The organism is Lactobacillus xujianguonis (genome assembly GCF_004009905.1).
Lineage (GTDB): Bacteria > Bacillota > Bacilli > Lactobacillales > Lactobacillaceae > Lactobacillus > Lactobacillus xujianguonis.
In genome coordinates, this window is sequence record NZ_ML136881.1 from 1 (window position 1) to 22499 (window position 22499).

Genomic DNA, 22499 nt, shown 5'->3' on the forward strand with positions numbered 1-22499 from the left:
TACAAGCACATTCGATGACAAATTAGTTGATAAGATTAACGAGTTATTCAACTAATTATTTGATGAAACAGATACAAGCTATTTACTCTGACTTGTGTCTGTTTTTTTGTATTCGTCATTAATTTGATTGCAGAATAAGAACTCATTTTTTGCATTAATTACTCCAATTAACGGTTTGGAATATGACTTATATGTTTTGTCATCTTCTGCTGAAACTACAGCTGACAGGTTTTGGATTAATTGATTAAACTCTTTTAAAATTAATTTTTTATCCATTTGCTTTCCCTCTTTCTTACTTAGTGAACTCAAAGTCATTAATCTTTTGTAATGTCTTTTTTAAGTCCATTGTTTGGATTAATGCATCTGAGATTAGACTTTGTAAGTCATCTAATTGATTGATACTTTTATCTAATTTCTTACTCACAAAGCTGCATCCTTTCTTTTTAACTACACGTATCAACTAGTCTTAGAGTAAAAAATAAGTTGATCTAATGGTATTTCGACCATTTTAGCGAATCGTTTTGCCATACCGATTCTCATTTCCACATCGCCCCATTCGTAACCTTGATAGGTTGCTAGGGCTATTCCCAGTTGCTTAGCCGCTTCACGTTGAGTTAAATTTCGATACTCACGTGCTTGCTTAACTGTGAATTTCATATCTTTGCCTCCTTCCGATTACACATAAAGTATAGTACACGATTCGTATTTATGCAACACTTTTTAACTACTTTTCTAGTTTTTTTGTGTAAATGCTCTATACTCAAAGCATAGAAACCTAGTTGATACGCGTAAGGAGGTAATCCTATGAATCTAGCTGAGCGTATTAAAAACGCACGAACTAATAAACACTATACTCAAAAAGAATTAGCAGAACTGCTAAATGTTAAATCAACAACTGTATCCGGCTGGGAATTAGGGAGAAATGAGCCATCAATCGAGACACTAAAAACCTTAGCTCAAAAGCTTAACGTTAGTTTTGATTATTTAGCAGGTGTCAATGGTCAAGCTCCAAATTCTGATACAGCTCTTACATGGTCAGATCTGGACATGCCGATGCCCTACGGTGGCAAATTACCTGACGAATTAAAAAGCACTTATGCAGATATAGCAAAGGGCTACTTCAAGCGTCATCCTGAAATGCTTAATAAGAACGAGTAGATAATTATGATTATTACATCTATAGAAGATATGTCACTGGAAACGCGCCAAAACTACGATCAATTAATGCGATACCTAATGAACTATGCGATATTTGATTGTCATATTGGTGTTGAATTTACTAATAAGCTTCCAGCATATGCCCCTTCCGTTAGTTATAACGAGCCTGGAAAATTAATCATCATGAATGCCAATTGGCCTTTTCCTACTCAAACGCCTTTTCTTTTAGCTCATGAAATAGGACATGTTCTGCATGAATATGAGGCTTATTTCAATTTAAATGACAAAACCAGATACAGTGGTGAAGCACGTGAGAATATCTTTGCAATTAAGCTGCTGCAAAAATACTGCGATGAAAACGAATTTAATTTCAGCAACATTTACCAGTTTGCTAGATGCTTCGGCATTCCGCAAGAATGCTACTACCTATTAAACAATGTTGCATAGTAACTAGTCCACGACGCCAGCGACTATAAACCTACGGTAATATCTATTTTGGAGGATATAAGCAATATGAAAGTAGAAATCAAAATACCAGAACATACAATTATTGATGCTGATGACACTGGTGTAACAATTACTAGAAAAGGTTTAAGAAACTTGGCAAATCGTGGAAAACTTGGAGCAACTAAAATTCCCTATTGGGCTATTGCCTCTATTTCTTACAGAAAATCAACAGTGTTTGGCGGCAAACTTGAATTAAATACTGTAAGTGGTCCACAACACAACGGTGGTCTTGGCGGATTAGATCCAACAACTGCCTTTACCGCTTACGGTAGTGCAACAGCCGTACCATTTAGAAACGGTAAGAATAAAGAAATGGCTGAATTAAAAGACTTCATTCAAAATAAAATTGATGAAGCACACAAACCACAGCCTGCTCAACAAATTAACACTACTAACCCTGCCGATGAAATCGCTAAATTAAAGAAACTAGCTGATGAAGGAACTATTACTCAGGAAGAATTTGAAGCTAAGAAGAAACAATTATTAGATCTTTAAAAGAAAGGCTACAGCAATGAAACATCGAATTTTAATTACTGCTTTAGCTTCTGTAATGTTAGCTGGTGGCGTTGGTGCTGTTGCCACACCTGCTCAACCGGTGCAAGCCATTAGCAAACTTGCCGCCGTTAGTTATGCTAGAGGCTATCGTAAAGTTAAAATCACTAAACGCATTAATGTCGCAAAAATTCACTTGCGTATTCCTAGATACAAAAGCACGATTTCAGATAATTACTATGTAGCAAAAGGCACAACCGTTTATATTTGGAGAACCGGTACAGATTTTGGTTGGTATTTAAAGCCACGTCGTCACAGCAAAGTAACTTATACAGTAGATAAGCGCTTGAATGATAGTTCATGGTATAAGCTCAAATAAAAAAACCGCCCGGAGGCGGCGGAAAGGATATAAAATGAATCAGATTTTAGAGTTCTTGCAATCAATTAATGATGGGAAAATTCATCAGTTAAAGAATAAAGACGCTTTCGCTGTTTTTGATGGTAACAACGACGAAGTTATGATGATTATGAAGCTCCATCAACAAGGCCTCGTTGATATAAATGAAGCATTTGTTAATGGTAGTCCAACAATTACTGGTTACTATATTACCGATAAAGGGCAACAATACATTAAAGACCACACTTCAAAAAAATTAGGCAATAAAATTAAAAAGATTTTTTGAAAAACAGTTGTTGCAATTGTAATTCCTGTAGTAGTTGGCTTAGCTATCGCAGGATTTACCCACTTTTTACACTGGAATTAATGAAATAAGAAGTCAATTAAAAGATGGCTTATCCAAAGTCCAATTGCAACTTGAAATTCATAAAAAATAATTTTTACATATATCTTTATATCTTCAATATCATCTTTCATTTGAAAGTTCCTTCTGTAATTGTTCCAACAGCTTTTGGGGCGAACCTACTTCCGTGCATTTTTTAAGCAAGGATAAAATAGCCCATGTCTGTTGTGAATCTAGTACTACATGACTTACATGCCTATATTTGTCATTAAAAACTATGCCTGAATAATCTAGTTCATATTCTTCACTTAATTTCATTTAAATCACCCATCCTAATTAAAAGTAAATTCATCATAGCACATAAAAAGCCTGCTGTCAGAACTGGCTAGTAGGCTTTATTTATACAGATTCAAAGAACATTCGTTTTAATGGAAAGGAGGTGAAAACTATGCCTAGAAGAAAAGACCCAGAAATCACTCAATATACTTTAAAGAATGGTCAAACATACTTCCGGCTAAAGACTTACGTTGGGACAAACCCAGAAACAGGCAAGCCAGTTAAAGTTACTAGAAGTAAGCTTAAATCCAGAAAAGAAGCTGAACTGCTCCGTAACCAGCTAAAGGCACAAGGACCAGCAGCAATTTCTAACAAGCTTGAAATTAAGAAAGGACGTAAAACTGTTGCTGAAGTGTATGCTGTTTGGCTAGAAAACATGAAGTTAGAGGTTCGGGGATCCACTATTAATAACCATCAAGATATATGGAAAAATCACACTGAACCAGAATTTGGTAATAACTTCATTGATAATATTTTGCCAGATCACATACAGAAGTATGTTAACGATTTGGCTGCAGAATACATTAGTTATAAACGAATAATTAATCAATTACAGCGCCTAATCTCCTATGCTAAATTTAGGCATTGGTGTGATGAAAATCCGTTTGACTATGTTTTAATTCCTAAAAAATCAGCAAAGGTTGGAAGAGATACCTCTAACAATTTTTATGAACTTGACGAGTTAAAGCAATTTTTAGAAGTAGCAAAAGCCTACAGTATAAAAAAATATACTTACTTTTTAACCGTAGCTTCACTTGGTTGCAGACGTGGTGAAGCTTTAGCCCTTAAATGGTCTGATATTGACTTTGAACGCAAAGCAGTTATGATCCAAAGAACGGTTGCTAAAGATGAAAATGGGCATAAGACAATCGATGATGTAAAAAATGGCGTTCATCACCTTGTGCCAATGTCTGATAACTTATATCAAGTGTTGATAGATTACAAGCAAGATTGTGAGAATAAGGGCATTAACTATGAATGGGTATTCCCTAATAGTTTAGGTAGCTATAACTGGGCACCGGCACCAGGAATATGGATTAGATCCCTATATAATTTTGATGAAAAAAGATGTCAAAAATGGAATGCTGAACACCCAGATGATCCTAAAAAACCATTACGCAGAATAACTCCTCACGGATTAAGACACACACTTGCCACACTGCTTTATGATGGTAAGGAAAATATTACACCTAAAGATGTCCAATTCATTCTAGGTCACAGAACTTCAAAAACGGCTATGGAAATTTACACGCACGTAACAGAAAAACAAAAGAAAGATATTAAAGGATCAATCAATAATTTAGACTTTTAACGGTCACTTTTACGTAGACTTTACGTAAATTTGCAAAATAAAAGCGCATTAGCATCGCTAAACGTTGATACTACTGCACTTCTCTAAATTATTAATTACCTCCACATACGTGGAGAATACTAAAAAGATCCCAGTCTTAAGCCATTTCATTTTAGATTAAACTATAAATTACATGACTTTGCAAAATTTTCTAAATAAAAAGCCGTGCAAATTAATGCACGGAATAGATTAATCTCTCTTAATATATGGACCTACGATATCAAGCAATTCTTGTAAAGCTTCAACACCGTCACTTGTTTGAACTGAAAGTGGCTTGCCTGGCTCAGCTGGCGTTCCGTTATCAAGGAATAGATAAACGTTGCCCTTAAAAATATCAATGTTGACGCCCAAGTCGTTTGCACTTGTATTGGTCTCTCGTAACATGATTGCTGGAGAACCCAAATTATCAGTCAAGTGGTGATAAACACTCCAATTATCTGAAGCCTTAATTTTAGTTTCAATCTCTTTAAGAATTTCTTTATCTGTCATAACTATTTCCTTTCAATTGATTTCTCACATTCATGATAACATTATTTCAATGTAAGCGCTTGTCTAGGATTTTAAGAAATCACTTTTTTAAATAAAGATTTATAATCTTTCTAGTTTACTAAATATAAGGAGATCGAATTATGAAAAAGAAAGCTTTAAAGCACCTTCTAAAATTATTTACCAGCGAAAAATCATATTGCGTTCAAAAAAGGTTTACTTCTAGACTAGAAAATAAGTCTAATGCCGGAAAAGAAATAGACCATTAAATTCTCTTCCTCCCATAGTACTGTGGCAAGGTCGAATTATAGTTGCGCAAAAATGGCTTAAATTCGTACTTCTCATCAAAATAAACTTCGATAAATCCAACATTCTTTAAATTGGTAATATCATTCATTTCTTGATCAAAGATCACCGACATCATTGCTCGCAAAAGAATGCCATGCACAGCGACTAACACGGTTTGACCAGCATGATTTTGCTTCAAATCAGCTAAGAAACTCTGACACCGTGCTTTAATTTCAGCAAAGCTTTCGGCGCCATCGGCAAATTTCACATAGTTGCTTTGAACATCCCCAAGCTGGTTGAAACAATCAGCATACTCCACATCTTTCTTCCAAGTACCCATGCGCAGCTCAAGTAATCTTGAATCTTTAATAATTTTCTTCTTCCCTTTGGTCAAAATTTTTGCAGTTTTATACGCACGTTGCAAGGTACTAGCAAAAACTATATCAAACTGCGCCTCATTAAGATAAGGTGCCACTTTCTCAACTCCTGCAACACCAGCTACAGTCAGATCATTATCACTGTCACCATCTTTCCCGCTGGAGTTACCGTAACTGTTGCCGTTTTAACTGCAGACCAAGGACTCTTTAAATTACTCCGTAAAGCGCGAACTTTGACTTCATAAGTTTTGCCCTTAGTGAAGTAGCAAATATTATCCTTATCTTCTGAGTTATCAATTTGTTCGCCGCCCTGTTGCTTGCTAAAGAAAGTGGTCCATTCTTTTTGACCCTTTACGCGGAAAGCAACTTCGTAACTATCAATGTCGACTTGCTTTTGCCAGTCAAGATCAATATATGGCTCGTCACTACCGTGATCATCATAGTAACTTACCTTCAGATTTGGCATAGCCGGAACTTGATGATTCTTACCTAAAGGAGCGTAGTAAGTAAAACTGTATGGTTCAGAAACTGGACCATAAACTTTCCCTGAACCAGCAACTTCTTTTTCTCCACGGACAGCTAACTGGTAAGTAACCCCATTAACTAAGTAGTTAGTTTTAATCGTTTGACTCAAATCATTGTTTTGAATTAACCAATTACGATAAATTGGTGAGGTTTGATCTGATAATTTATTCTTGAAAGGATTGTTGTAAAGGTAAAGGCTGTAGTTCTCTGCACCTTCAGCTTGATCATAATCTACTTGTAGACCATCTTTGGTAGATTTGGCAGCTGTAATCTTACCTTGACAAGGCAATTGATCAGTGTCTTCGCCAGCTAACTTAAAGTCAAACCGGCCTCGAACACTGACGCTCATGCGGTAAGTTCCTTCATCAAGGTACCAGACATGCTTTTGATTGTACGCTTCACCCTTAACCTTGAAATTACTTGGGTCAAAAGTATATCTCATTTGCGGATCAAGGCTGACATTAGTATCACTAACATTGCTACTAGCCTTGCCGGTATAAAGCGGCATCCCTGACATGGTCAATGTCACCTTTTGCGGTTTAGTTAAAGTAAATTGGTAGTAATGCACCCCGCCATTGCGGTAACTCTTGAACAAATCGGTGAAGCCTTTTACCTCTTGGCCTAATTTAATCTTAGCAGGATTATGAATTGGCCAATCTTTCTTATAAATTGGGTAATCATCAATTTGCTTTCTGATTTTTGTTAACTTGGTAAAACTAGTCTTGAAACTTTTCGCAGATTTACTACTAGTCGTCAACTTATAATTACCTGCGCGCAAGTAAAACTCTTTGGTATTCTTTCTGCTAGTCTTATAAGGGATGCAGTTCCAGTCAATTGAATTACCCAACTTGTATTTAGCTTTGGTCGTAATTCTGACTCTACCTGCTTCTTTCAAATGAAGTTTATAAGTGTTGCCCTTTCTAAGGTAACTAGTTCCGTGACTTGACACAGAAATTGTTGCAGCTTGTGCTTGATTAGCTGAAAAGCCTAGCAATGCGGCACTGATCACTGCAGTAGCCAATATTTGTTTTTTCATATTGTTCACCTTGTGTATTTATCAATAATCTTATTTCTTCTATTATAAATTGTTTTAATGAAAAACGCCCGAAAATCCCCGCATTAAAATACGGGGATTTTCGGGCGTTTTTCATTAAAGCCTTCTTCAACGGTGACAAAGTGGCGCACATTGACATCTCCTGAGCCAGTACCACCTTTAATCGTATTTCGGGCACCACTACCGTATAAAGCTACTCGATGACAGTCTTTTAATGGTAAAACTCCTTCATTTTTGAGGAGCACCATGCTTTCAGGTGCACCTTTTCTGACAATTTCTTCATGCTTAATTTCAAAATCTTGAATTTTATCAGTTGTAATTCTTTGCATGCGATTCCTCCATTAATTAAATAATGACTTTGTCTGATCAAAACTGCTAATAAATGGCCCCGCCATTACCTCTGTCCCTGAACGCAAATTACCAAAGACATCAGTATTAAATGTAATTGGCGAACCATCAGGATTCTCATATTTCTCTTCTGATTCAAAAGCCATCGGAATAGATTGGGTTGAAACTGGATCACAGGTTGCTCGTTGCAAAACTTTATCCAAATTGGTCCGCAGGAATAAGCCATGTTCATTTCTTTCAAGCTTCACAAAAACTTTTTCAGGCAAAAACAGTGGCTCGACTTCATGTTGGTAAGACTTCGCACCATTAAGATAAACATTTTCCTTAATCCACACTGGTAAATGCTTATAATAGCGGTCTGGATCAGGATTGGGTTCAGTAAATTGTTTTTGCCATTTTTCAAAAGTCGGAAAAGCATCAAATTCACTAGTTCCCGCAATTAAGTTATTATCATCCCAATCATTCGGCCCACTCTGAGAAATTCGCGCCAGCTCTTTCATTTCGGGTCGAGTTTTTGCTTGCACAAACACATTATTATAAAACTTGTCATCCCCATGTAAGATGGTCATGAAACCTGCCACTTGAGTATCATGAGCCTGATGATATGGCGAATATCGATTAGATGGCAAAGTCTGCGCATTATTATTGGTTCCTTTACCTACTGCCGTAATTACTCCAGCAAATAAGTTATGCACGCAAGCAACCCCTTCTGTCGCAAAACGAATCGAGCGGTCAGACAAGAAGATATTATTATCGAGCAAGGTTGGACCATGAGAGAGTTCAATCCAAATATCCTCACCTAGGCCATCAAGATATTGACTCGCATTCTGCTTAGTTACTTTAAAGCTAAACGGTAAGCTATTGCAGTCAAAAATATTTTGCGTAATACGTGTACCTTGTGCTTGCCAATCAAGCCAAAGGCCACGAGTACAATCATGAATATAATTATGGCGAATGATCACGTCAATTGCGGCATGTAGTTTGATTCCCGCAATTTCAGCACCACTTAAATTACGTCGAATATTGATATTGTAAATTTCATTATCTGCGATGGTAGAGAAAACAGCGCCTAAATGGCCAACAATTCCCGTCTGACCACAGTCATGGATCACATTATGACTAATTAAATGTGAGCCAACATGTTCTTTGTCCCAACCTTCATAAGAGGCTTGGCAAATTGCATCCCGCTCAGTCTGGGTTCCATCTTTATATTTCCATTTGGACCACTTATTGTCATTGTTGGCTTGGAAATACTTGCCTAAGGAAATACCAGCACATTTTGAGTGTGATAGATCACAGTTTTCAATGATCCAGCCTTTTGACCAGTGAGGACCAACCATACCTTCTTGATAAGCAGTTGGTGGTGCCCATTGAGTCGCAGCTTTCGTAATGGTAAAACCATTCAAAGTTAGATAGCTAATGCCCTCTTCTTGCGGATAAAAGCAACTCTTTCTGACATTGATTTCAACCTGTTCAAGATTAGGATTCTTGCCTTGAAAGTTAGCCCAAATAATCGTCGCATCTTCTGCTTTATCTTGCTGAGTAAACCAAGTGTAAATAGTGTCTTCGGGATGCCATGAAGCATTATTCTTCTCTGGGTTTTCAACTTTTGCTAAACTATCCACTTCATACAAAGCTTGGTCATTCAAGTAAACTTCACCGGTATGAGCTAAGGAATCATTATTAAACCAGTCGCCAAAAATTCTAGTTGTATAAGGGTTACGCTCAGTAAAGAAGGAGTTGGGAATTATTACCTGCCAAACTTGATCATTAATTTTCTGCCAATTAGTAATGCGCTCAGCTCCTGTAATTACCGCTTTTTTAGGAATAACCGATTGATAGGTAATACGTTGATCAGCGGTACCCGCATATTTGGGATTAACATTTTCGTGATAAACACCAGGATAAACTAAAACCGTATCACCTGCTTGTGCGATATTAGCTGCCGATTGTATCAGCTTGAAGGGATGCTGTTTAGTTCCATCCCCATTAAATTGAACTTGTTGATTAACATAAATTTTCATCAGGAAATCACCTCAATTTCCAAAAAAGAGATGAACATAGTTTGCCCTACATTCATCCCTTCCAAATCAATATGTAATTTTAGTTATCATTTTTTACTTTATAAACTCAATTATAGACTAGTTCTACTAAACTAACACCTAACTTAAGCAAATTCCTTACGATCAGTCCGCAAAAATTGAGCAAACACTAAGGCAATCAGTAAAATGACGAAACAAGTCATAAAACCAACTTGAATCCCGACTTGTGAAATTCCAATGTGAAAATGGGCATCTGCAACATTGACCATCGCTACTACGAAGGCCATGCCAAAACTAGCAGCAATCATGCGCGTGGTATTATACATCGCCACGGCATCAGGCAATAATTCTTTCTTAGTAATGGCTAAAGCCTGCGTCTGCAAAGGAATCAGTAACATGACAATTCCAAATTGGCGCACCCATTGCCAAAAAGCTGCGAAAACGGCGCCACTGTGAACACCGAAGAAGGCCTGCATCGCAGTCCCAAACAAGTCAACGATTAAGCCGTAAGTAACCATCCAACGGACTGGATACTTATCAAACAATTTTCCTGAAATCGGTGAAAGAATCCCTGTTGAAATTGCCCCTGGCAAAATAACCAAACCAGTGACAAAAGCACTGTCGTGCATGACGTCCTGAATTAGCAACGGTAACAAGATAGTATTGCCATACATGGTAGCAACCAAAAGACAGTTAATGATTGTCGCAATCCGGAATTGCTTATTTTCAAAAACATGCAAGTTAACAAATGGGGTCTTGCTTGGCCATTGAGTAACTACAAAAATAATCAAAAAGATTACCCCAATGATAAATGAACCGAGCACTTGAAAACTCATAATTGGCAAGGTGCCGAAGTTGGAAAAACTATCCAGCAAGAACCACAGTCCAAGTGAACAAGATACCATGCCCCAATAATTGAATTTTCCTTGTTGACTCTTGGCAATATTCGGCATTAACCAGATTGAAAAGATCAAAGTCAAAATCGTGAATGGCAAAATTAAAATGAACAAGTACCGCCAACTAAGATTGTCCAAAATAATCCCTGAAATTGATGGCCCAATAATTGGTGAAAAGTTAAAGGCTAATCCAACTAAACCCATCACTTGCCCCTGCTTACCTTTAGCAGCATAATTCATCGCCATCACGTTAACTAGCGGCATCATGATCCCGGTTCCCATCGCTTGAATCATCCGCCCAAGAACTAACATGGGAAAACTATTGGCAACAGCTCCTAAGATAGTTCCAACGCCAAATAAGGCAGTGAAGAAGACAAACAACCACTTATAGGAATACTTCTTAATCAAATGCGCACTAACGGGAATCATAATCGCATTCACTAAGAGGTAGCCATTACTTACCCATTGCACCCGACTTGAACTAATATGGAAAACTTTCATTAAGACCGGTAAGGCCAAATTAGTCATCGTTGAACACATGACTCCGAAGAAAGTTCCAATAATCATGATAATTAAAACAAAACTCTGTTTTCTCGACATAAAACTATTCATTCCTTTAAAAAACCACCTATCTATTAAAGCAGATTGACCACCAAGAAAACAAATAGAATTTAGGATTTTTTCTCTGAGTAATGGACTATAATTAAGTTGTTATCGTGTAATACTCAGAGGAAAAGAAAAATGAAACATAAAAAATTTCTACGATTTGCCGTCTCGTTAATCGCTGCTCTGGGTTTGTCTTCAGCTAACTTTTTAGCTAAGCCAAATCAAGCTCCTGTTGCAGCTCAAAGTTATAGTGATAAGTCACTTTCTCATTTGAAATTCCATAAACAAGAGATTGTGACCGTTGATCATAATAAGCCGCAGTTTTCTAAGAAAACGAAATCAAAAAAGCATGGTCCTTGGCAACATTTCAGTGAACTCGATTATTTAAATCGTGCTCACACCGCTAATGCCTTGCTCAATAAGAAGTTAATGCCACATAGTCAAAGACAAGCCTTAACTTGGGATCCAACTGGTTGGCATAATAAGAGAATTAAGGGTGGCTGGCTTTACAATCGCTGTCACCTGATCGGTTATCAATTAACTGGACAAAACAACAATCCCCGGAATTTGATTACGGGAACCCGTGAACTAAATGATCCGGATATGCTCAAGTATGAAGACAAAGTTGCCGACTACATTCGCAGATCTGGTAAGCACTATGTTCGTTACCGCGTAACGCCAATTTATCAAAGTAATAATTTGTTGGCCAACGGTGTGGAGATGGAAGCACAATCCATTGGTGATAATAGTATTCACTTCAATGTTTTCATCTTTAACGAACAACCTGGAATGGTCCTTAATTATAAGACTGGGACCAGTAAGGTTAAAAAGAGCGGACAACAGGCTGTTGCGAAAATAAAAAAGACGCACAAAAAAGTGCGTCATGCTCGTAAAGCCAAAAAGCGAGTAATCCATCATCAAGCTGGTAGAATCAGTACTGCTAACTACCGGATAATTGGTAATAAGCGTTCCAAGATTTACCATGTTGCTAATGGTCAAAATTATCATATGAGTTCAGCCAATGCAGTTTACTTCAAATCTGAAGCTGCTGCCCGCGCTGCTGTATATCGAAAATCATTGAGATAACAAATATACGAAAAAAGCTTCGATCAACTGTGATCGAAGCTTTTCTATATCTATATCTTTTATAATTAAGCATCAATTTCTTCAATATCGATGACTACAACGTATGGGTTCTTAGCATCATCACTGCCGTTAACCTTTTGTGCGTATTCGTCATTTTCGTGCACATGAGCAGTACCCTTAACTCTTACGTTAGTGTGACTTGGCTTGTCAGCAACTACAACAGCTACTTTTGAGCCGTTCTTAATGTTGTCATATGCATGTGCCTTAGTCTTTTCAAGGTAAGTCAAGTGACCTTCATCAAGCACCTTCATTGATTGCTTAGGACCAACTTGTGGTTCACCGTTAGCATCTACAGTTGATAAGAATGCAAGGTGGTTTGCGAAAAAGTCTTGTTGTTCTTGAGTAAGTTTGTTTGAGTCTAATTTCTTCATAATATTTAAAGTTCCTTTCTGTTCTTAACTTTGTACATTAAGTATATAAGATATGTTATCTCAGATAATTGATTTAAGTCAAGAAAATTGACTTTTTTAATAAATAATTTGAGACTAAATTTTTTAACAAAAAAAGACGCTATCCGTTTTTTAGAATTAGCGCCGGTAAATGCTAGTTTTCAAACCAGTTCCAGTCATTGCCCATCACATGAACATTTGAATCTGGAGCTGGTGCAGCTTGAATCTTTTCTGCTTGAGTTGGCCGCTCAACAGAGAAGCCACCTTGATTATCTTTCTTAACTAAACCTTCGAATTGAATGACATCGCCAGGATTTAAATCTAAATCCTTAAATGCTTTCGTGTAGTGCATCGCAATCTTGTTCACTACTACTTCATCCATACTATCAACCTTTAAATCAGTAAATATAGCTTGCCGGTCATTCGGTTGTAAAAAAGTGGCGGTAAAAACATGTCTGGTACCGTCGTCATATTTTTCCAATTTTTCATTATAAATATCGATCATTGAAATCCTCTTTCCTACGGGACCAGTATAGACCTTTTATTGCCGAAAATTAAGAAGAAAAAAGTAAGTGGGAAGAAACTTCTCGAGAAATAGCCGAGATAGTGTAGAACCGAATTAAAGCACGTAGTGCTTAATTCGTGTTCGTAACTATAGTCGGCTATTTCTGTTTCTGACCACGATAATTCTGGAATGGAGAATGCCAAAAGAGTCTAGGAAAATATTTTCCTAGACTCTAAGGTATCTCTATAAGCCAATATGTTGCCAAGGTTTCAAATCAATTGCAGGTTGATCAAGCAATGCTAATTGATCCTTGCTCAAGTACTTCTTGTTCACAATTACATCGTAAACATATTCCTTGAACCATTCATGACTGGCACTGTAGAAACCTTTATCACCGAACTTGTCGCCCCATGAATTTTCTACTTTCCACTTAATAATCTCACCATGATCTTCATCGACACCAACTAAGGTCATATCGTGAGTTGCGGAGCCTTCACCTGTTGCCAAACGATCAGCCTTACTCATTTGCGTATTAACGTGGAATAAGTCATCAGTCTTGTAAAGTTCAGTATCAAGAAAACCAGTCTTTCTTTCCATTTGCTTCAAGACATCGTTACCAAACATTACTGGGTCGCCGCCCTTCAATTGAGCAACGGCAGCTTGAGCTAAATCTTCAATTGGTAAGTTCAAGCCAACGATTTGACCACCACCAGCGACGTTATCGTAAATGCCTTGGTGGTAACGTTTGCCATATTCAAAGTTAGGACTATTGAGCAAAACAACATAGTCATCAAATGGGAAGTCGCCCAAGTACTTTTGCATAAATTGACGAGGAGTTAAATCCTTTTCCAAGTGATACTTCTTATCATCATCACGGTATTCAAGGTCAAACTTCTTAGGTGGTTCACCCAAAGCAACAGCCACCATGCGGTAAACTTCGTTCAAGAATTGTTTCTTGGTCTTTTCAGCTTCATCAAACTTGCCTTCTTGGACTAATTTACGCAAAACCAAGGCGTCTTTTCTTTCCTTACGTGCCAAAGAATCAATCAAAGCAGTTGTGTTATTAGAATTAAAACTTTCTGGCATAGCGTATGAAGGAACGACACCATACTTCTTGAATAAGTTAACAGCCATTTGCCATAAACCACCGTCTTGACCAGCAAAGCCTAACCATTCGTCAACTTCTCGATCATCTAATGGCTTTACACCAAGTTCAATCATCTTGTTGTAAAAGGCATTAGCACGTTCAATCTTATCCCAGAAGAAGTTAAAAGCTTGTGAGAAGGTAAAGTTCTTAACGTGATACTTCTTACCGAAGTAGTGCCGTAAAATGTTTAAACTTGAAAATTCCCAACAACGACCAGAATGCTTTTGATCAGTAACATCACCAATGTCTAATTCAGTTGAGAAAACATGGTTTTGGCGTTCAGAAACACGATCGTTAAAAGAAGCTTCAAGTAAGCCGCTACGACGAGCAGCACGGGAAGCGATTTGAGTGTCCTTGTTCTTGTTGAAATCGGCAGAAAAGGCTTCAAGTTCTTGTTCTGTTAATTCAGTCATTAATTATTCCTCTTTTCCTAATTTGCTTTTATCATTTTTTTAGTTACTTTTAATATTATCGCACTTTAGGCTTTTAGCAAAGTAATTACAAAGATATTTAGCATTAATTAACTGCACTCAACTATCTTTTTTAATTTAGTAAAGTATAATAATTGCAGATAGTTCATAAAGAAAGAGGCTTAGCATGGAACTTAACAAAATTAAGGCGCTATTTCCCACAGCAAAATTACAACCTGAAAAAGATGACACTGAGTTTTCTTTTCCATATCAAAATCAATGGTTAGTAATTCCTAAGATTTCTGACCGCGAAAAAGACATCATCAATGCTCTTCTTGCTAAGCCATTGAATCAACATCAAGGTCCATGGCAACAGTATTTGCAATCAAATGGCAATAAGCCTGAATTTACTGGAAAAGTTCGCTTCCTTTTCTTTGCCTGCACCGGTGAGCAAGAAGATCATCAACTATGGTTAGAAGCAATTAAGAATATGTTCAATACGCAAATTCTGGCTTCATTTGCTTTAAAAGAAGATAATTTCTGTTTGGTTGAACAATATAATGAAAAAACTAGCTATTCCGCTGACGATTTTATTGGAATTGTCCAAACAGTGGCCGACGATACTGGCATTGACTCAAGAGCCTACATTGGACATCCTTGGCCAGACACTGAGCAATTAGTGCAATACTTCAACGAAGAAAGCTACCTTTTCCAAGAAGAAATTACTAATTCTTCATCTTCTGTCATCACCTTTTCTAACATCGCCTTACCCTTCTTTACCAAAAAAGCCCTCAGACAAAGTAACATTATTCGCTACTATCATAAGGAAATCATCAAGGATAAACAACTGCCTGAAATCATTAAGGCATTATATAAAAATCAAGGCAATATCTCTTCAACTGCTAAAGATTTGTATTTGCATCGAAATACCTTGATGTATCATATCGATAAGGTTAAGCAGCAACTCGGCCTTGATCTTAAGCAAATGGATGACTTGTTGCTAGCTTACTTAGCAATCATTTAAAAAAGACAACGTCATTTTACTAGACGTTGCCTTTTTTGTGCTTTCAACATATAAGAAACAATTAGAATTCAAATAACCGGTGGTTAACAATGATTCTAAACTTGCGATCTTCTTCATCAGCCAACACGCTTGTTACCAGTGGTTCATAACTGCGCTTTTCTTCATCGTATTCATTTTTCTGCGCATCTAAATCTTTGAAGACCTCATCTGGCAATTTATCTGTTGGAATCTTAGCTGCTTTAGCTAATTCATCGAAATCAACGACCACACCATCTTGAAGAACATCATCGTCTTTGCTCTCGTTATATTTCTTAACCAATAACTTCATAATCGCTAAAGTTTCCGGCTTTAAGTAACTTAATGAAGAAAAATCAATTACATAATCGTCCATTTGATTTCAATCCTTTCGTTTAAACTCAACTTTTTCACATTCAGTATGTATCTTTTTTGAGAAATAACCAAATAAGACGACCTAGAGAATTCTTTAAATTAATCTTTTTAACAAATTCCATATAAATACAAACTGCACAAAAAATGATCAAATAATTTGTGCAACTTTTGCTATTTTGTAGAAAGCGGTTTCAATATAATCTAAGTATAAGGTTTTGAAAGGACATCAAAAAAATGGTTAAAGTAGATTTAGATCACGTATACAAAAAATATAAAGGTAATGACAAATACTCAGTAACAGACTTCAACTTACACATTGACGACAAGGAATTCATCGTTTTCGTTGGTCCTTCAGGTTGTGGTAAGTCAACTACTTTGAGAATGATCGCTGGATTGGAAGATATCACCAAAGGTACCTTGAAGATCGGTGGTAAGGTTATGAACGATGTTGCTCCAAAGAACCGTGACATCGCCATGGTATTCCAGAACTACGCTTTGTACCCACACATGAGTGTCTTCGACAACATGAGCTTTGGTTTGAAATTAAGAAAATACCCAAAGGACGAAATTAAGAAGCGTGTTGATCGTGCTGCTAAGATTTTGGGCTTAACTGAATACTTAAACCGTAAGCCAGCTGCTTTGTCTGGTGGTCAACGTCAGCGTGTTGCTTTGGGACGTGCGATCGTCCGGGATGCTCCTATCTTCCTAATGGACGAACCATTATCAAACTTGGATGCTAAGCTTCGTGTTTCAATGCGTGCCGAAATTGCTAAGTTGCACCAACAATTGAACACTACTACCATCTACGTAACTCACGACCAGACTGAAGCCATGACTTTAGCCGACCGAATCGTTATTATTAAAGATGGTGTTCAACAACAAGTTGGTTCACCAATGGAAGTTTACAACAAGCCTGCTAACGTCTTTGTTGCTGGATTCATTGGTTCACCTGCGATGAACTTCTTCCACGTAATTTTGAAAGACGGCAAGATTATCGACAAGGACAACCATGACTTCGAAATTCCAGTTCCAGAAGGTAAACTTAATATCTTGAAGGAAAAGGGTTACGAAGGTAAGGAATTAATCTTCGGTATCCGTCCAGAAGACGTTCACACTGAACAAGTCTTCCTTGAAAGCTTCCCAGAAAACGTTGTTGAAGCAACTGTTGTTGTTTCTGAACTTTTGGGTGCTGAAACTCAACTTTACTGCAAGGTTGGTAACACTGAATTGGTATCTAAGGTTGATGCTCGTGACTTCACTAAACCAGGTGCTAAGGTTAAGATGGGCTTTGAAATGAACAAGGCACACTTCTTCGATCCAGAATCTCAAATAACTTTGGATAATTAAATTTATCTTCCCCACTAAATTCTAAACAACTAAAATAGCAGATTGCATTAAATTGATGCAGTCTGCTATTTATTTTGGCTTATCTTTCTTGATATAATTTTACTAAATTATAGAAGGAATTTTTAAAAATGAAAAATCTTATTAGTTATTCTTCACAAAATTTTTTATTGCCCACGGTTTTAAATCAGCTACAACTTTGTGCTTACCAAGCAAATCATGATAACCAGTTAAAAACTTTTGTGGTAATGGTTTAACTTCATTTGTCATATTTAAAACAAAGAATAATGCGTAACCACTTTTAGTGACTCTCTTCGTAACTTCTACTCCATTTATAGAATCAGCTAAAATTGGCAACTTTAATTCTTCAATAATTTTATCAAAGAAGTTAGTCATACCTGCCTGATCTAATTGACCCCCTAGATACCAGACATGTCCATTCTGATAAGTATTTTTCGTAATCGCAGGCATTCCTTGATAAAATTCAGAATCATAAGTTGCAAGTACTTTTGCACCGTTTAACCGAATCAAATCACAAATTAAATCAAAGTTGCATACCTTACCGTTTTTAAATTTCACTTTGACTTGATGCTCCGGCACAACCGCATCACTTTCTTCAACCCACATCCCTGTTAAATGTTTCAACGGCCCTGGATATCCACCTAAATAAACATTATCAGATAAATCAACCATGCCAGAAAGATAAGTAGTAACTAAATTACCACCATGCGCAATATAAGATTTGAATTTATCCGCCAAATTAAGATCCAACATATACAACACGGGAGCGACAATCAAATCATATTTACTAAAGTCAGCATCTGCTCCAATCACATCAACAGCAATATTTCGTTCATAAAATACCCGGTAATATTTGAGCATCACTGCTACATAACTTTGTTTAGGAATAATGCCATCGATATATTCAAAAGCCCAATAATTGTTCCAATCAAAATAAAGTGCAACTTTAGCAGACGAAGTTGAGCCTTTAATAGTTGACCCGACTTTGGCTAAAATATCACCTAATTGCTTTACTTCACAAAAGACTCTGGTATCTGTTCGTCTTGAGTGAGCAATAACTGCACTATGAAACTTCTCAGAACCGCCTTTTGCTTGTTTTAATTGGAAGAATTGAGCCGAATCAGCACCATGAGCAATTGCTTGAAATTCCGTTGCTGCCATTTGACCTGGCCGTTTCAATGGACTGAATTTTTGCCAATTAACCTGAGACGGGGTTGATTCCATTAACAAAAAGGGTTTTTGTTTTAAGCTTCTCATCAAATCATAAACAAAAGCTGCTTTATAACTTGGTTCATTATATGTAGGATAACTATCAAAAGAAACCAGATCTTCTTCCTTGGCCCATGCTTGATAATCAATGGTTTTTAATGGTGTACCATGAAAATTAGTCGTTACAAGAGCATCAGGATGATATGCTTTGATGATGTTTCTCTCCATGATATACAGCTTTTTCATACTTTCAGATTGGAATCTAAAGTAATCAATTGATAGACCTGGAACAATCGTCTCTTTGCCTTCAACTGCACCCCACTCATCACCTAATTTATTAGGAGCCATGATTTGATCCCAATCAGTGAGAGTATGACTCCATACATTCATACTCCAAGCCTCATTCAAATGTTTAAGAGTATGATACTTTTGCTTTAACCAACTTCTAAACTCTTTTGCACATTTGTCACAGTAACAATTACCATCATAGTTACCGCTGTATTCATTATTAATATGCCAAAGAACAATATGAGAATTTTTACTGTAACGTTTAGCAAGTTCAGTCACTAAACTACGCATTAGACGTTGATAATTCGAACTGTTTGGGTAAAAATTTTCTCTTTTGGCAAAAACATGACGCTGGCCATAATAGTCAACTCGTGCTATATCAGGATATTTCTTAAACATCCAAGCTGGCATTGCTGCTGTTGAAGTCCCTAAAACAATCTGAAAATTTGCTTCTGAGAGCTCATCAATAATTTTATCTAATCTACTAAAATCATATTTGCCTTCTTCTGGCTCAAGTAAAGCCCACGAAAAGACATTGATGGTAGCGGAATTGATTTTAGCTTCTTTAAAAACCTTGATATCCTCACTCATCTCTTCTGCTGGCCATTGTTCTGGATTATAATCGCCACCATACAAAAACTTAGTTAATTCATTCTTCATTTTTTTGCTTTCTATACGTATTTTCATATTTAATTCCCGTCAGATCCTCAACAACTGCTTTGGTTTGAGGATCAACGTCTTCTTTTTGACCACCATTTTTTAAGCGCTCGATTTCACGGGTAATCAGCTGATGACTGGTTTTATTTAAATTAAATCTCGTTGCAATTAACCAAGCTAAGATGATTAACAAAGCCCCCATCAACATCACTTCTAAAATTGCATTCTTGGCAGACAGGCTTTGCACATTTGCACCTTTCACAAAACCATTTTGATCCAGAAAGATGCCGACTAAAACCGTTACCAGCGCAGATGTTGAATTACGAAGCAAATTAATCAGGGATGCAAGACTGCCAGCCCGATTTTCACCGCTTACTATTTCATCGATATCAGGCAAAAAAGCATACACTTGCCATGGTACAAAGCCCACTAATGACGAAGCAATTTGATAAACCAACATCGCAAGATACATCAATAATAAAACCTGTTTAAACTTAAATTGATAGATCAAATAAAAAGCTAATATTGCAAGCAGAATCACCATGTAAGCTAATTCATACAGTCTTTTAGGACTAATGCGAGTAAATAAATACCCACCAACTAAGGTCACCACAATTCCTACAATTGACAAAGCCATTAAATTGGCTGCATCAGTAGCAGTCAAATGCAAGCAATATAGACAAAAGAAGGTAAAGACCATGTTAACCATGTCACGCCCAGTAAAGGAAGCTAAATAAATACCAAAATGCTGGCGACAGCTTTTCACTTTAAAGAAACTTAAGTAGTCCTTGATAAGCATCAAAATATTTTTACGTTTATCAGAGACTGGCATCGTTAACGAACTAACTGGCAATTCCCATGTATTCCAAGCGGTAATCAATAAAGCTAAGCAAAAGATTGTACTAAAAATCAAACCGTTAATAAAGAATGGCAAAGCCGTTCTTGTACCTAAAATTTTAAATAATTGACCTGGAATAAAAGTCGCTAAACTACCGGCAATAGAAGAGAAAAACATTCTCGCTGTTGAAAGTTTAGTTCGTTCATCATATTGATTGGTCATCTCAGTTGGCAAAGTTTGATAGGGAATCATTACTGTTGAGATGACACAAAAGGAACAATAAATTAATAAATAATACCAGAAATTCTGCTCGGCTAGCCACATCAAAGCAAAAGTAAACATTAACGGTGCACTAAGATAAATAAAAAAGTGGCGACGACCATATTTTTTACCCCATTTAGTCTGACCAAAATTATCAGAAATTCCACCAATTAGTACGCCAGAAACAGCTGATACAATCTGACCACAACTCACAATTAAAGCTGCTTGCGTAGCTGACAAATTACAATATCTAACGTAAAAATAGAGTAACCAGGCACTAATTACTGCTTGGGCACCACCACCCATAAAGTCAGTACAGCCAAAGGACACTGCTGTGAGTAAAGTGATTTCTCGTTTCTGATATACTCTCTTTGCAATTTTATTAAACATTGGTTAGCCTAATCTTATCTTTTAACTAAACATACATCATGCTTACCTAATTGCATCCCGGAAACCGGCTCTTTAGACCAGACATCAATAGCTTGATCAGAAATTTTAAATTTAGCCAATATAGAATCATTAAGCTCTAACTCTTGCTCAGATAAATTGAAAAGAGCAGTATAATGATGCTTATTGGTCCGACTTTTCCAGACAACCATCTGAGCATCACGGTAAATTTGTTCCTTTTCTAGCCCTTCATTATCCATTTCAAGAATGTCGGGTTGTGTCAATAAGGCCAAAGTGCCCTCATCAAGATCAGGTAACTCACTACCAATAATCAATGGTGACTGCAACAACGACCATAACGTCAACATGGTGCGTTGTTCTGCGCGAGTAAAACGGGTGTAACGCTCACCATCTACCGAGCGTAACGCCAAATGTCCTAATGGCAACATATCACAATCCGACCAATTACCCAAACGAGAAATTGGTGACCATTCATTGGCTCGATCAAACATCTTAAGTAGTAGTTCCCATTGATCCCAAAAATCATCCGTAATTCGCCACATATTGGCGTTTTGCTGAAAGAAGGAAGCATGCTTTAGTGGAGCTGGACCAGGAGACAAAGATAGTACCATTGCTCTCCCTGTTTGATCAATCGCTTTTCTTAAGGCATGGACTTCTGCCAAATGTGTATCACGTAAATTTCTTGAATAGGCAATGTCATCACATTTGATAAAGTCAACACCCCATGAGGCATACAAATCCATGACCGAATTGTAATATGCCTGTCCTTCGGGCAAAGCAACATTTACGCCAAACATATCACTATTCCAGGGACAGATATTATTAGCAGCAATTTCTCTTGCTGTTTTATGAGTTCCTTTAATTGGAATATCTTGATAAACTGCTTGTCGTGGTATTCCGCGCATCATGTGAAGGCCAAATTTTAACCCTAAACTATGTACATAATCAGCTAATGACTTAAAGCCTTGGCCATTTTTAGCAGAAGGAAAGCGGATTGGATCTGGGATTAGTCTGGCATATTGATCCATCAATAAGGGCGCAAAATTATGATAATCCGCAGAGTCCGCTGTGGGTTCATACCATTGAATATCAACTGTCACATAGTTATAGCCATATTTTTGCAAATACTTGGCCAAATATTGCGCATTTCTTTTTACCTCATCTTCTCTGACAGACGCCCATAAACATCCCAACTGTTCCAGCCTTTAGGCGGCACAGGAGCATATTTTCTAAAATCTTGCATTCAATATCATCAC

The 22499-nt window shown here is 37.0% G+C and carries 25 protein-coding genes; 10 read left to right on the plus strand and 15 right to left on the minus strand.

Features of this window, described 5'->3' with window-relative positions:
• Positions 1-78: 78 nt before the first annotated feature.
• Both EJK17_RS05645 and EJK17_RS05650 read right to left on the minus strand, forming a co-directional pair.
• A complete protein-coding gene (locus EJK17_RS05645) occupies positions 79-276 on the minus strand; it encodes a hypothetical protein (RefSeq protein WP_127796269.1) in 198 nt (65 codons plus the stop codon).
• 180 nt (positions 277-456) lie between these two features.
• Positions 457-657 carry a helix-turn-helix transcriptional regulator gene (locus EJK17_RS05650; protein WP_103662633.1) on the minus strand — a complete coding sequence of 67 codons (201 nt, stop codon included), beginning with the start codon at positions 655-657 and terminating at the stop codon, positions 457-459.
• 147 nt (positions 658-804) lie between these two features.
• Here EJK17_RS05650 and EJK17_RS05655 point away from each other — a divergent pair, with 147 nt between their 5' ends.
• The 6 genes from EJK17_RS05655 to EJK17_RS05685 all read left to right on the plus strand — a co-directional run bounded on the left by EJK17_RS05655 (position 805) and on the right by EJK17_RS05685 (position 4545).
• A complete protein-coding gene (locus tag EJK17_RS05655) occupies positions 805-1158 on the plus strand; it encodes a helix-turn-helix domain-containing protein (RefSeq protein WP_103662634.1) in 354 nt (117 codons plus the stop codon).
• Positions 1159-1188: 30 nt separating this feature from the next.
• Complete coding sequence (locus EJK17_RS05660; protein ID WP_201738282.1) at positions 1189-1605, plus strand: ImmA/IrrE family metallo-endopeptidase; 417 nt, start codon at positions 1189-1191, stop codon at positions 1603-1605.
• A gap of 66 nt (positions 1606-1671) precedes the next feature.
• On the plus strand, positions 1672-2160 hold the full coding sequence (locus EJK17_RS05665) for an SHOCT domain-containing protein (protein ID WP_201738283.1): 489 nt from the start codon (positions 1672-1674) through the stop codon (positions 2158-2160).
• 16 nt (positions 2161-2176) lie between these two features.
• Positions 2177-2536, plus strand: coding sequence for a hypothetical protein (locus tag EJK17_RS05670; RefSeq protein WP_103662635.1), 360 nt, complete (start codon positions 2177-2179; stop codon positions 2534-2536).
• Between the two features lie 34 nt (positions 2537-2570).
• Positions 2571-2840 (plus strand): hypothetical protein, encoded by a 270-nt coding sequence (locus EJK17_RS05675; RefSeq protein ID WP_103662636.1) that lies wholly within the window; start codon positions 2571-2573, stop codon positions 2838-2840.
• A gap of 505 nt (positions 2841-3345) precedes the next feature.
• Complete coding sequence (locus EJK17_RS05685; RefSeq protein ID WP_103662638.1) at positions 3346-4545, plus strand: tyrosine-type recombinase/integrase; 1200 nt, start codon at positions 3346-3348, stop codon at positions 4543-4545.
• Positions 4546-4773: 228 nt separating this feature from the next.
• Here the strand turns inward: EJK17_RS05685 and EJK17_RS05690 are convergent, their stop codons facing one another.
• The gene (locus EJK17_RS05690; protein ID WP_103662639.1) at positions 4774-5073 is read right to left on the minus strand and encodes a hypothetical protein; all 300 of its coding nucleotides are present in this window, start codon (positions 5071-5073) and stop codon (positions 4774-4776) included.
• A gap of 140 nt (positions 5074-5213) precedes the next feature.
• Here EJK17_RS05690 and EJK17_RS12010 point away from each other — a divergent pair, with 140 nt between their 5' ends.
• Positions 5214-5339 carry a hypothetical protein gene (locus EJK17_RS12010; protein WP_255409206.1) on the plus strand — a complete coding sequence of 42 codons (126 nt, stop codon included), beginning with the start codon at positions 5214-5216 and terminating at the stop codon, positions 5337-5339.
• Here the strand turns inward: EJK17_RS12010 and EJK17_RS05695 are convergent.
• From EJK17_RS05695 to EJK17_RS05715, 5 genes are all read right to left on the minus strand, one after another.
• Positions 5336-5833: a histidine phosphatase family protein gene (locus EJK17_RS05695; protein ID WP_246011972.1), complete on the minus strand. Its 498-nt coding sequence runs from the start codon at positions 5831-5833 to the stop codon at positions 5336-5338. The two genes, EJK17_RS12010 and EJK17_RS05695, sit on opposite strands and share 4 nt — an antisense overlap.
• Before the next feature lie 29 nt (positions 5834-5862).
• The gene (locus EJK17_RS05700; protein WP_127796271.1) at positions 5863-7296 is read right to left on the minus strand and encodes a hypothetical protein; all 1434 of its coding nucleotides are present in this window, start codon (positions 7294-7296) and stop codon (positions 5863-5865) included.
• A gap of 83 nt (positions 7297-7379) precedes the next feature.
• Entirely contained in the window at positions 7380-7643 is a 264-nt protein-coding gene (locus EJK17_RS05705; protein WP_103661544.1) for a glycoside hydrolase family 3 C-terminal domain-containing protein, read from the minus strand.
• Between the two features lie 12 nt (positions 7644-7655).
• Positions 7656-9686, minus strand: a complete 2031-nt coding sequence (locus tag EJK17_RS05710) for a right-handed parallel beta-helix repeat-containing protein (RefSeq protein ID WP_127796272.1) — start codon at positions 9684-9686, stop codon at positions 7656-7658.
• Between the two features lie 143 nt (positions 9687-9829).
• Positions 9830-11200: a DHA2 family efflux MFS transporter permease subunit gene (locus EJK17_RS05715; protein WP_127796273.1), complete on the minus strand. Its 1371-nt coding sequence runs from the start codon at positions 11198-11200 to the stop codon at positions 9830-9832.
• A 141-nt stretch (positions 11201-11341) separates the two neighbouring features.
• Between EJK17_RS05715 and EJK17_RS05720 the strand changes: the two genes are divergently transcribed.
• A complete protein-coding gene (locus EJK17_RS05720; protein ID WP_103661547.1) occupies positions 11342-12292 on the plus strand; it encodes a DNA/RNA non-specific endonuclease in 951 nt (316 codons plus the stop codon).
• Positions 12293-12357: 65 nt separating this feature from the next.
• Here the strand turns inward: EJK17_RS05720 and EJK17_RS05725 are convergent, their stop codons facing one another.
• The 3 genes from EJK17_RS05725 to EJK17_RS05735 all read right to left on the minus strand — a co-directional run bounded on the left by EJK17_RS05725 (position 12358) and on the right by EJK17_RS05735 (position 14806).
• Positions 12358-12723, minus strand: coding sequence for a pyridoxamine 5'-phosphate oxidase family protein (locus tag EJK17_RS05725; protein ID WP_103661548.1), 366 nt, complete (start codon positions 12721-12723; stop codon positions 12358-12360).
• 172 nt (positions 12724-12895) lie between these two features.
• Positions 12896-13246, minus strand: coding sequence for a hypothetical protein (locus tag EJK17_RS05730; protein WP_103661549.1), 351 nt, complete (start codon positions 13244-13246; stop codon positions 12896-12898).
• A 243-nt stretch (positions 13247-13489) separates the two neighbouring features.
• Positions 13490-14806 carry a C1 family peptidase gene (locus EJK17_RS05735; protein ID WP_103661550.1) on the minus strand — a complete coding sequence of 439 codons (1317 nt, stop codon included), beginning with the start codon at positions 14804-14806 and terminating at the stop codon, positions 13490-13492.
• Positions 14807-14990: 184 nt separating this feature from the next.
• On the opposite strand from EJK17_RS05735, the gene EJK17_RS05740 reads away from it, so the two are divergent.
• A complete protein-coding gene (locus tag EJK17_RS05740) occupies positions 14991-15827 on the plus strand; it encodes a PucR family transcriptional regulator (RefSeq protein ID WP_103661551.1) in 837 nt (278 codons plus the stop codon).
• A 61-nt stretch (positions 15828-15888) separates the two neighbouring features.
• On the opposite strand, the gene EJK17_RS05745 is transcribed toward EJK17_RS05740, so the two are convergent.
• On the minus strand, positions 15889-16218 hold the full coding sequence (locus EJK17_RS05745) for a hypothetical protein (protein ID WP_103661552.1): 330 nt from the start codon (positions 16216-16218) through the stop codon (positions 15889-15891).
• A 233-nt stretch (positions 16219-16451) separates the two neighbouring features.
• Here EJK17_RS05745 and EJK17_RS05750 point away from each other — a divergent pair, with 233 nt between their 5' ends.
• Positions 16452-17564 carry an ABC transporter ATP-binding protein gene (locus EJK17_RS05750; RefSeq protein ID WP_103661553.1) on the plus strand — a complete coding sequence of 371 codons (1113 nt, stop codon included), beginning with the start codon at positions 16452-16454 and terminating at the stop codon, positions 17562-17564.
• 141 nt (positions 17565-17705) lie between these two features.
• On the opposite strand, the gene EJK17_RS05755 is transcribed toward EJK17_RS05750, so the two are convergent.
• The 3 genes from EJK17_RS05755 to EJK17_RS05765 are packed head-to-tail and all read right to left on the minus strand — an operon-like array spanning position 17706 to position 22436.
• A complete protein-coding gene (locus EJK17_RS05755; protein WP_127796274.1) occupies positions 17706-19739 on the minus strand; it encodes a beta-galactosidase in 2034 nt (677 codons plus the stop codon).
• Complete coding sequence (locus EJK17_RS05760; RefSeq protein ID WP_103661555.1) at positions 19729-21225, minus strand: MFS transporter; 1497 nt, start codon at positions 21223-21225, stop codon at positions 19729-19731. Before EJK17_RS05760 ends, EJK17_RS05755 begins: the two co-directional genes overlap by 11 nt.
• A 14-nt stretch (positions 21226-21239) precedes the next feature.
• On the minus strand, positions 21240-22436 hold the full coding sequence (locus EJK17_RS05765) for a glycoside hydrolase family 27 protein (RefSeq protein WP_246011973.1): 1197 nt from the start codon (positions 22434-22436) through the stop codon (positions 21240-21242).
• Between the last annotated feature and the right edge of the window lie 63 nt (positions 22437-22499).

Bases quoted from the DNA above. Each gene is read 5' to 3' on its own strand.
- EJK17_RS05645 (WP_127796269.1), bottom strand. From the start codon at position 276: ATGGATAAAAAATTAATTTTAAAAGAGTTTAATCAATTAATCCAAAAC.
- EJK17_RS05650 (WP_103662633.1), bottom strand. From the start codon at position 657: ATGAAATTCACAGTTAAGCAAGCACGTGAGTATCGAAATTTAACTCAA.
- EJK17_RS05655 (WP_103662634.1), top strand. From the start codon at position 805: ATGAATCTAGCTGAGCGTATTAAAAACGCACGAACTAATAAACACTAT.
- EJK17_RS05660 (WP_201738282.1), top strand. From the start codon at position 1,189: ATGTCACTGGAAACGCGCCAAAACTACGATCAATTAATGCGATACCTA.
- EJK17_RS05665 (WP_201738283.1), top strand. From the start codon at position 1,672: ATGAAAGTAGAAATCAAAATACCAGAACATACAATTATTGATGCTGAT.
- EJK17_RS05670 (WP_103662635.1), top strand. From the start codon at position 2,177: ATGAAACATCGAATTTTAATTACTGCTTTAGCTTCTGTAATGTTAGCT.
- EJK17_RS05675 (WP_103662636.1), top strand. From the start codon at position 2,571: ATGAATCAGATTTTAGAGTTCTTGCAATCAATTAATGATGGGAAAATT.
- EJK17_RS05685 (WP_103662638.1), top strand. From the start codon at position 3,346: ATGCCTAGAAGAAAAGACCCAGAAATCACTCAATATACTTTAAAGAAT.
- EJK17_RS05690 (WP_103662639.1), bottom strand. From the start codon at position 5,073: ATGACAGATAAAGAAATTCTTAAAGAGATTGAAACTAAAATTAAGGCT.
- EJK17_RS12010 (WP_255409206.1), top strand. From the start codon at position 5,214: ATGAAAAAGAAAGCTTTAAAGCACCTTCTAAAATTATTTACCAGCGAA.
- EJK17_RS05700 (WP_127796271.1), bottom strand. From the start codon at position 7,296: ATGAAAAAACAAATATTGGCTACTGCAGTGATCAGTGCCGCATTGCTA.
- EJK17_RS05705 (WP_103661544.1), bottom strand. From the start codon at position 7,643: ATGCAAAGAATTACAACTGATAAAATTCAAGATTTTGAAATTAAGCAT.
- EJK17_RS05710 (WP_127796272.1), bottom strand. From the start codon at position 9,686: ATGAAAATTTATGTTAATCAACAAGTTCAATTTAATGGGGATGGAACT.
- EJK17_RS05715 (WP_127796273.1), bottom strand. From the start codon at position 11,200: ATGTCGAGAAAACAGAGTTTTGTTTTAATTATCATGATTATTGGAACT.
- EJK17_RS05720 (WP_103661547.1), top strand. From the start codon at position 11,342: ATGAAACATAAAAAATTTCTACGATTTGCCGTCTCGTTAATCGCTGCT.
- EJK17_RS05725 (WP_103661548.1), bottom strand. From the start codon at position 12,723: ATGAAGAAATTAGACTCAAACAAACTTACTCAAGAACAACAAGACTTT.
- EJK17_RS05730 (WP_103661549.1), bottom strand. From the start codon at position 13,246: ATGATCGATATTTATAATGAAAAATTGGAAAAATATGACGACGGTACC.
- EJK17_RS05735 (WP_103661550.1), bottom strand. From the start codon at position 14,806: ATGACTGAATTAACAGAACAAGAACTTGAAGCCTTTTCTGCCGATTTC.
- EJK17_RS05740 (WP_103661551.1), top strand. From the start codon at position 14,991: ATGGAACTTAACAAAATTAAGGCGCTATTTCCCACAGCAAAATTACAA.
- EJK17_RS05745 (WP_103661552.1), bottom strand. From the start codon at position 16,218: ATGGACGATTATGTAATTGATTTTTCTTCATTAAGTTACTTAAAGCCG.
- EJK17_RS05750 (WP_103661553.1), top strand. From the start codon at position 16,452: ATGGTTAAAGTAGATTTAGATCACGTATACAAAAAATATAAAGGTAAT.
- EJK17_RS05755 (WP_127796274.1), bottom strand. From the start codon at position 19,739: ATGAAGAATGAATTAACTAAGTTTTTGTATGGTGGCGATTATAATCCA.
- EJK17_RS05760 (WP_103661555.1), bottom strand. From the start codon at position 21,225: ATGTTTAATAAAATTGCAAAGAGAGTATATCAGAAACGAGAAATCACT.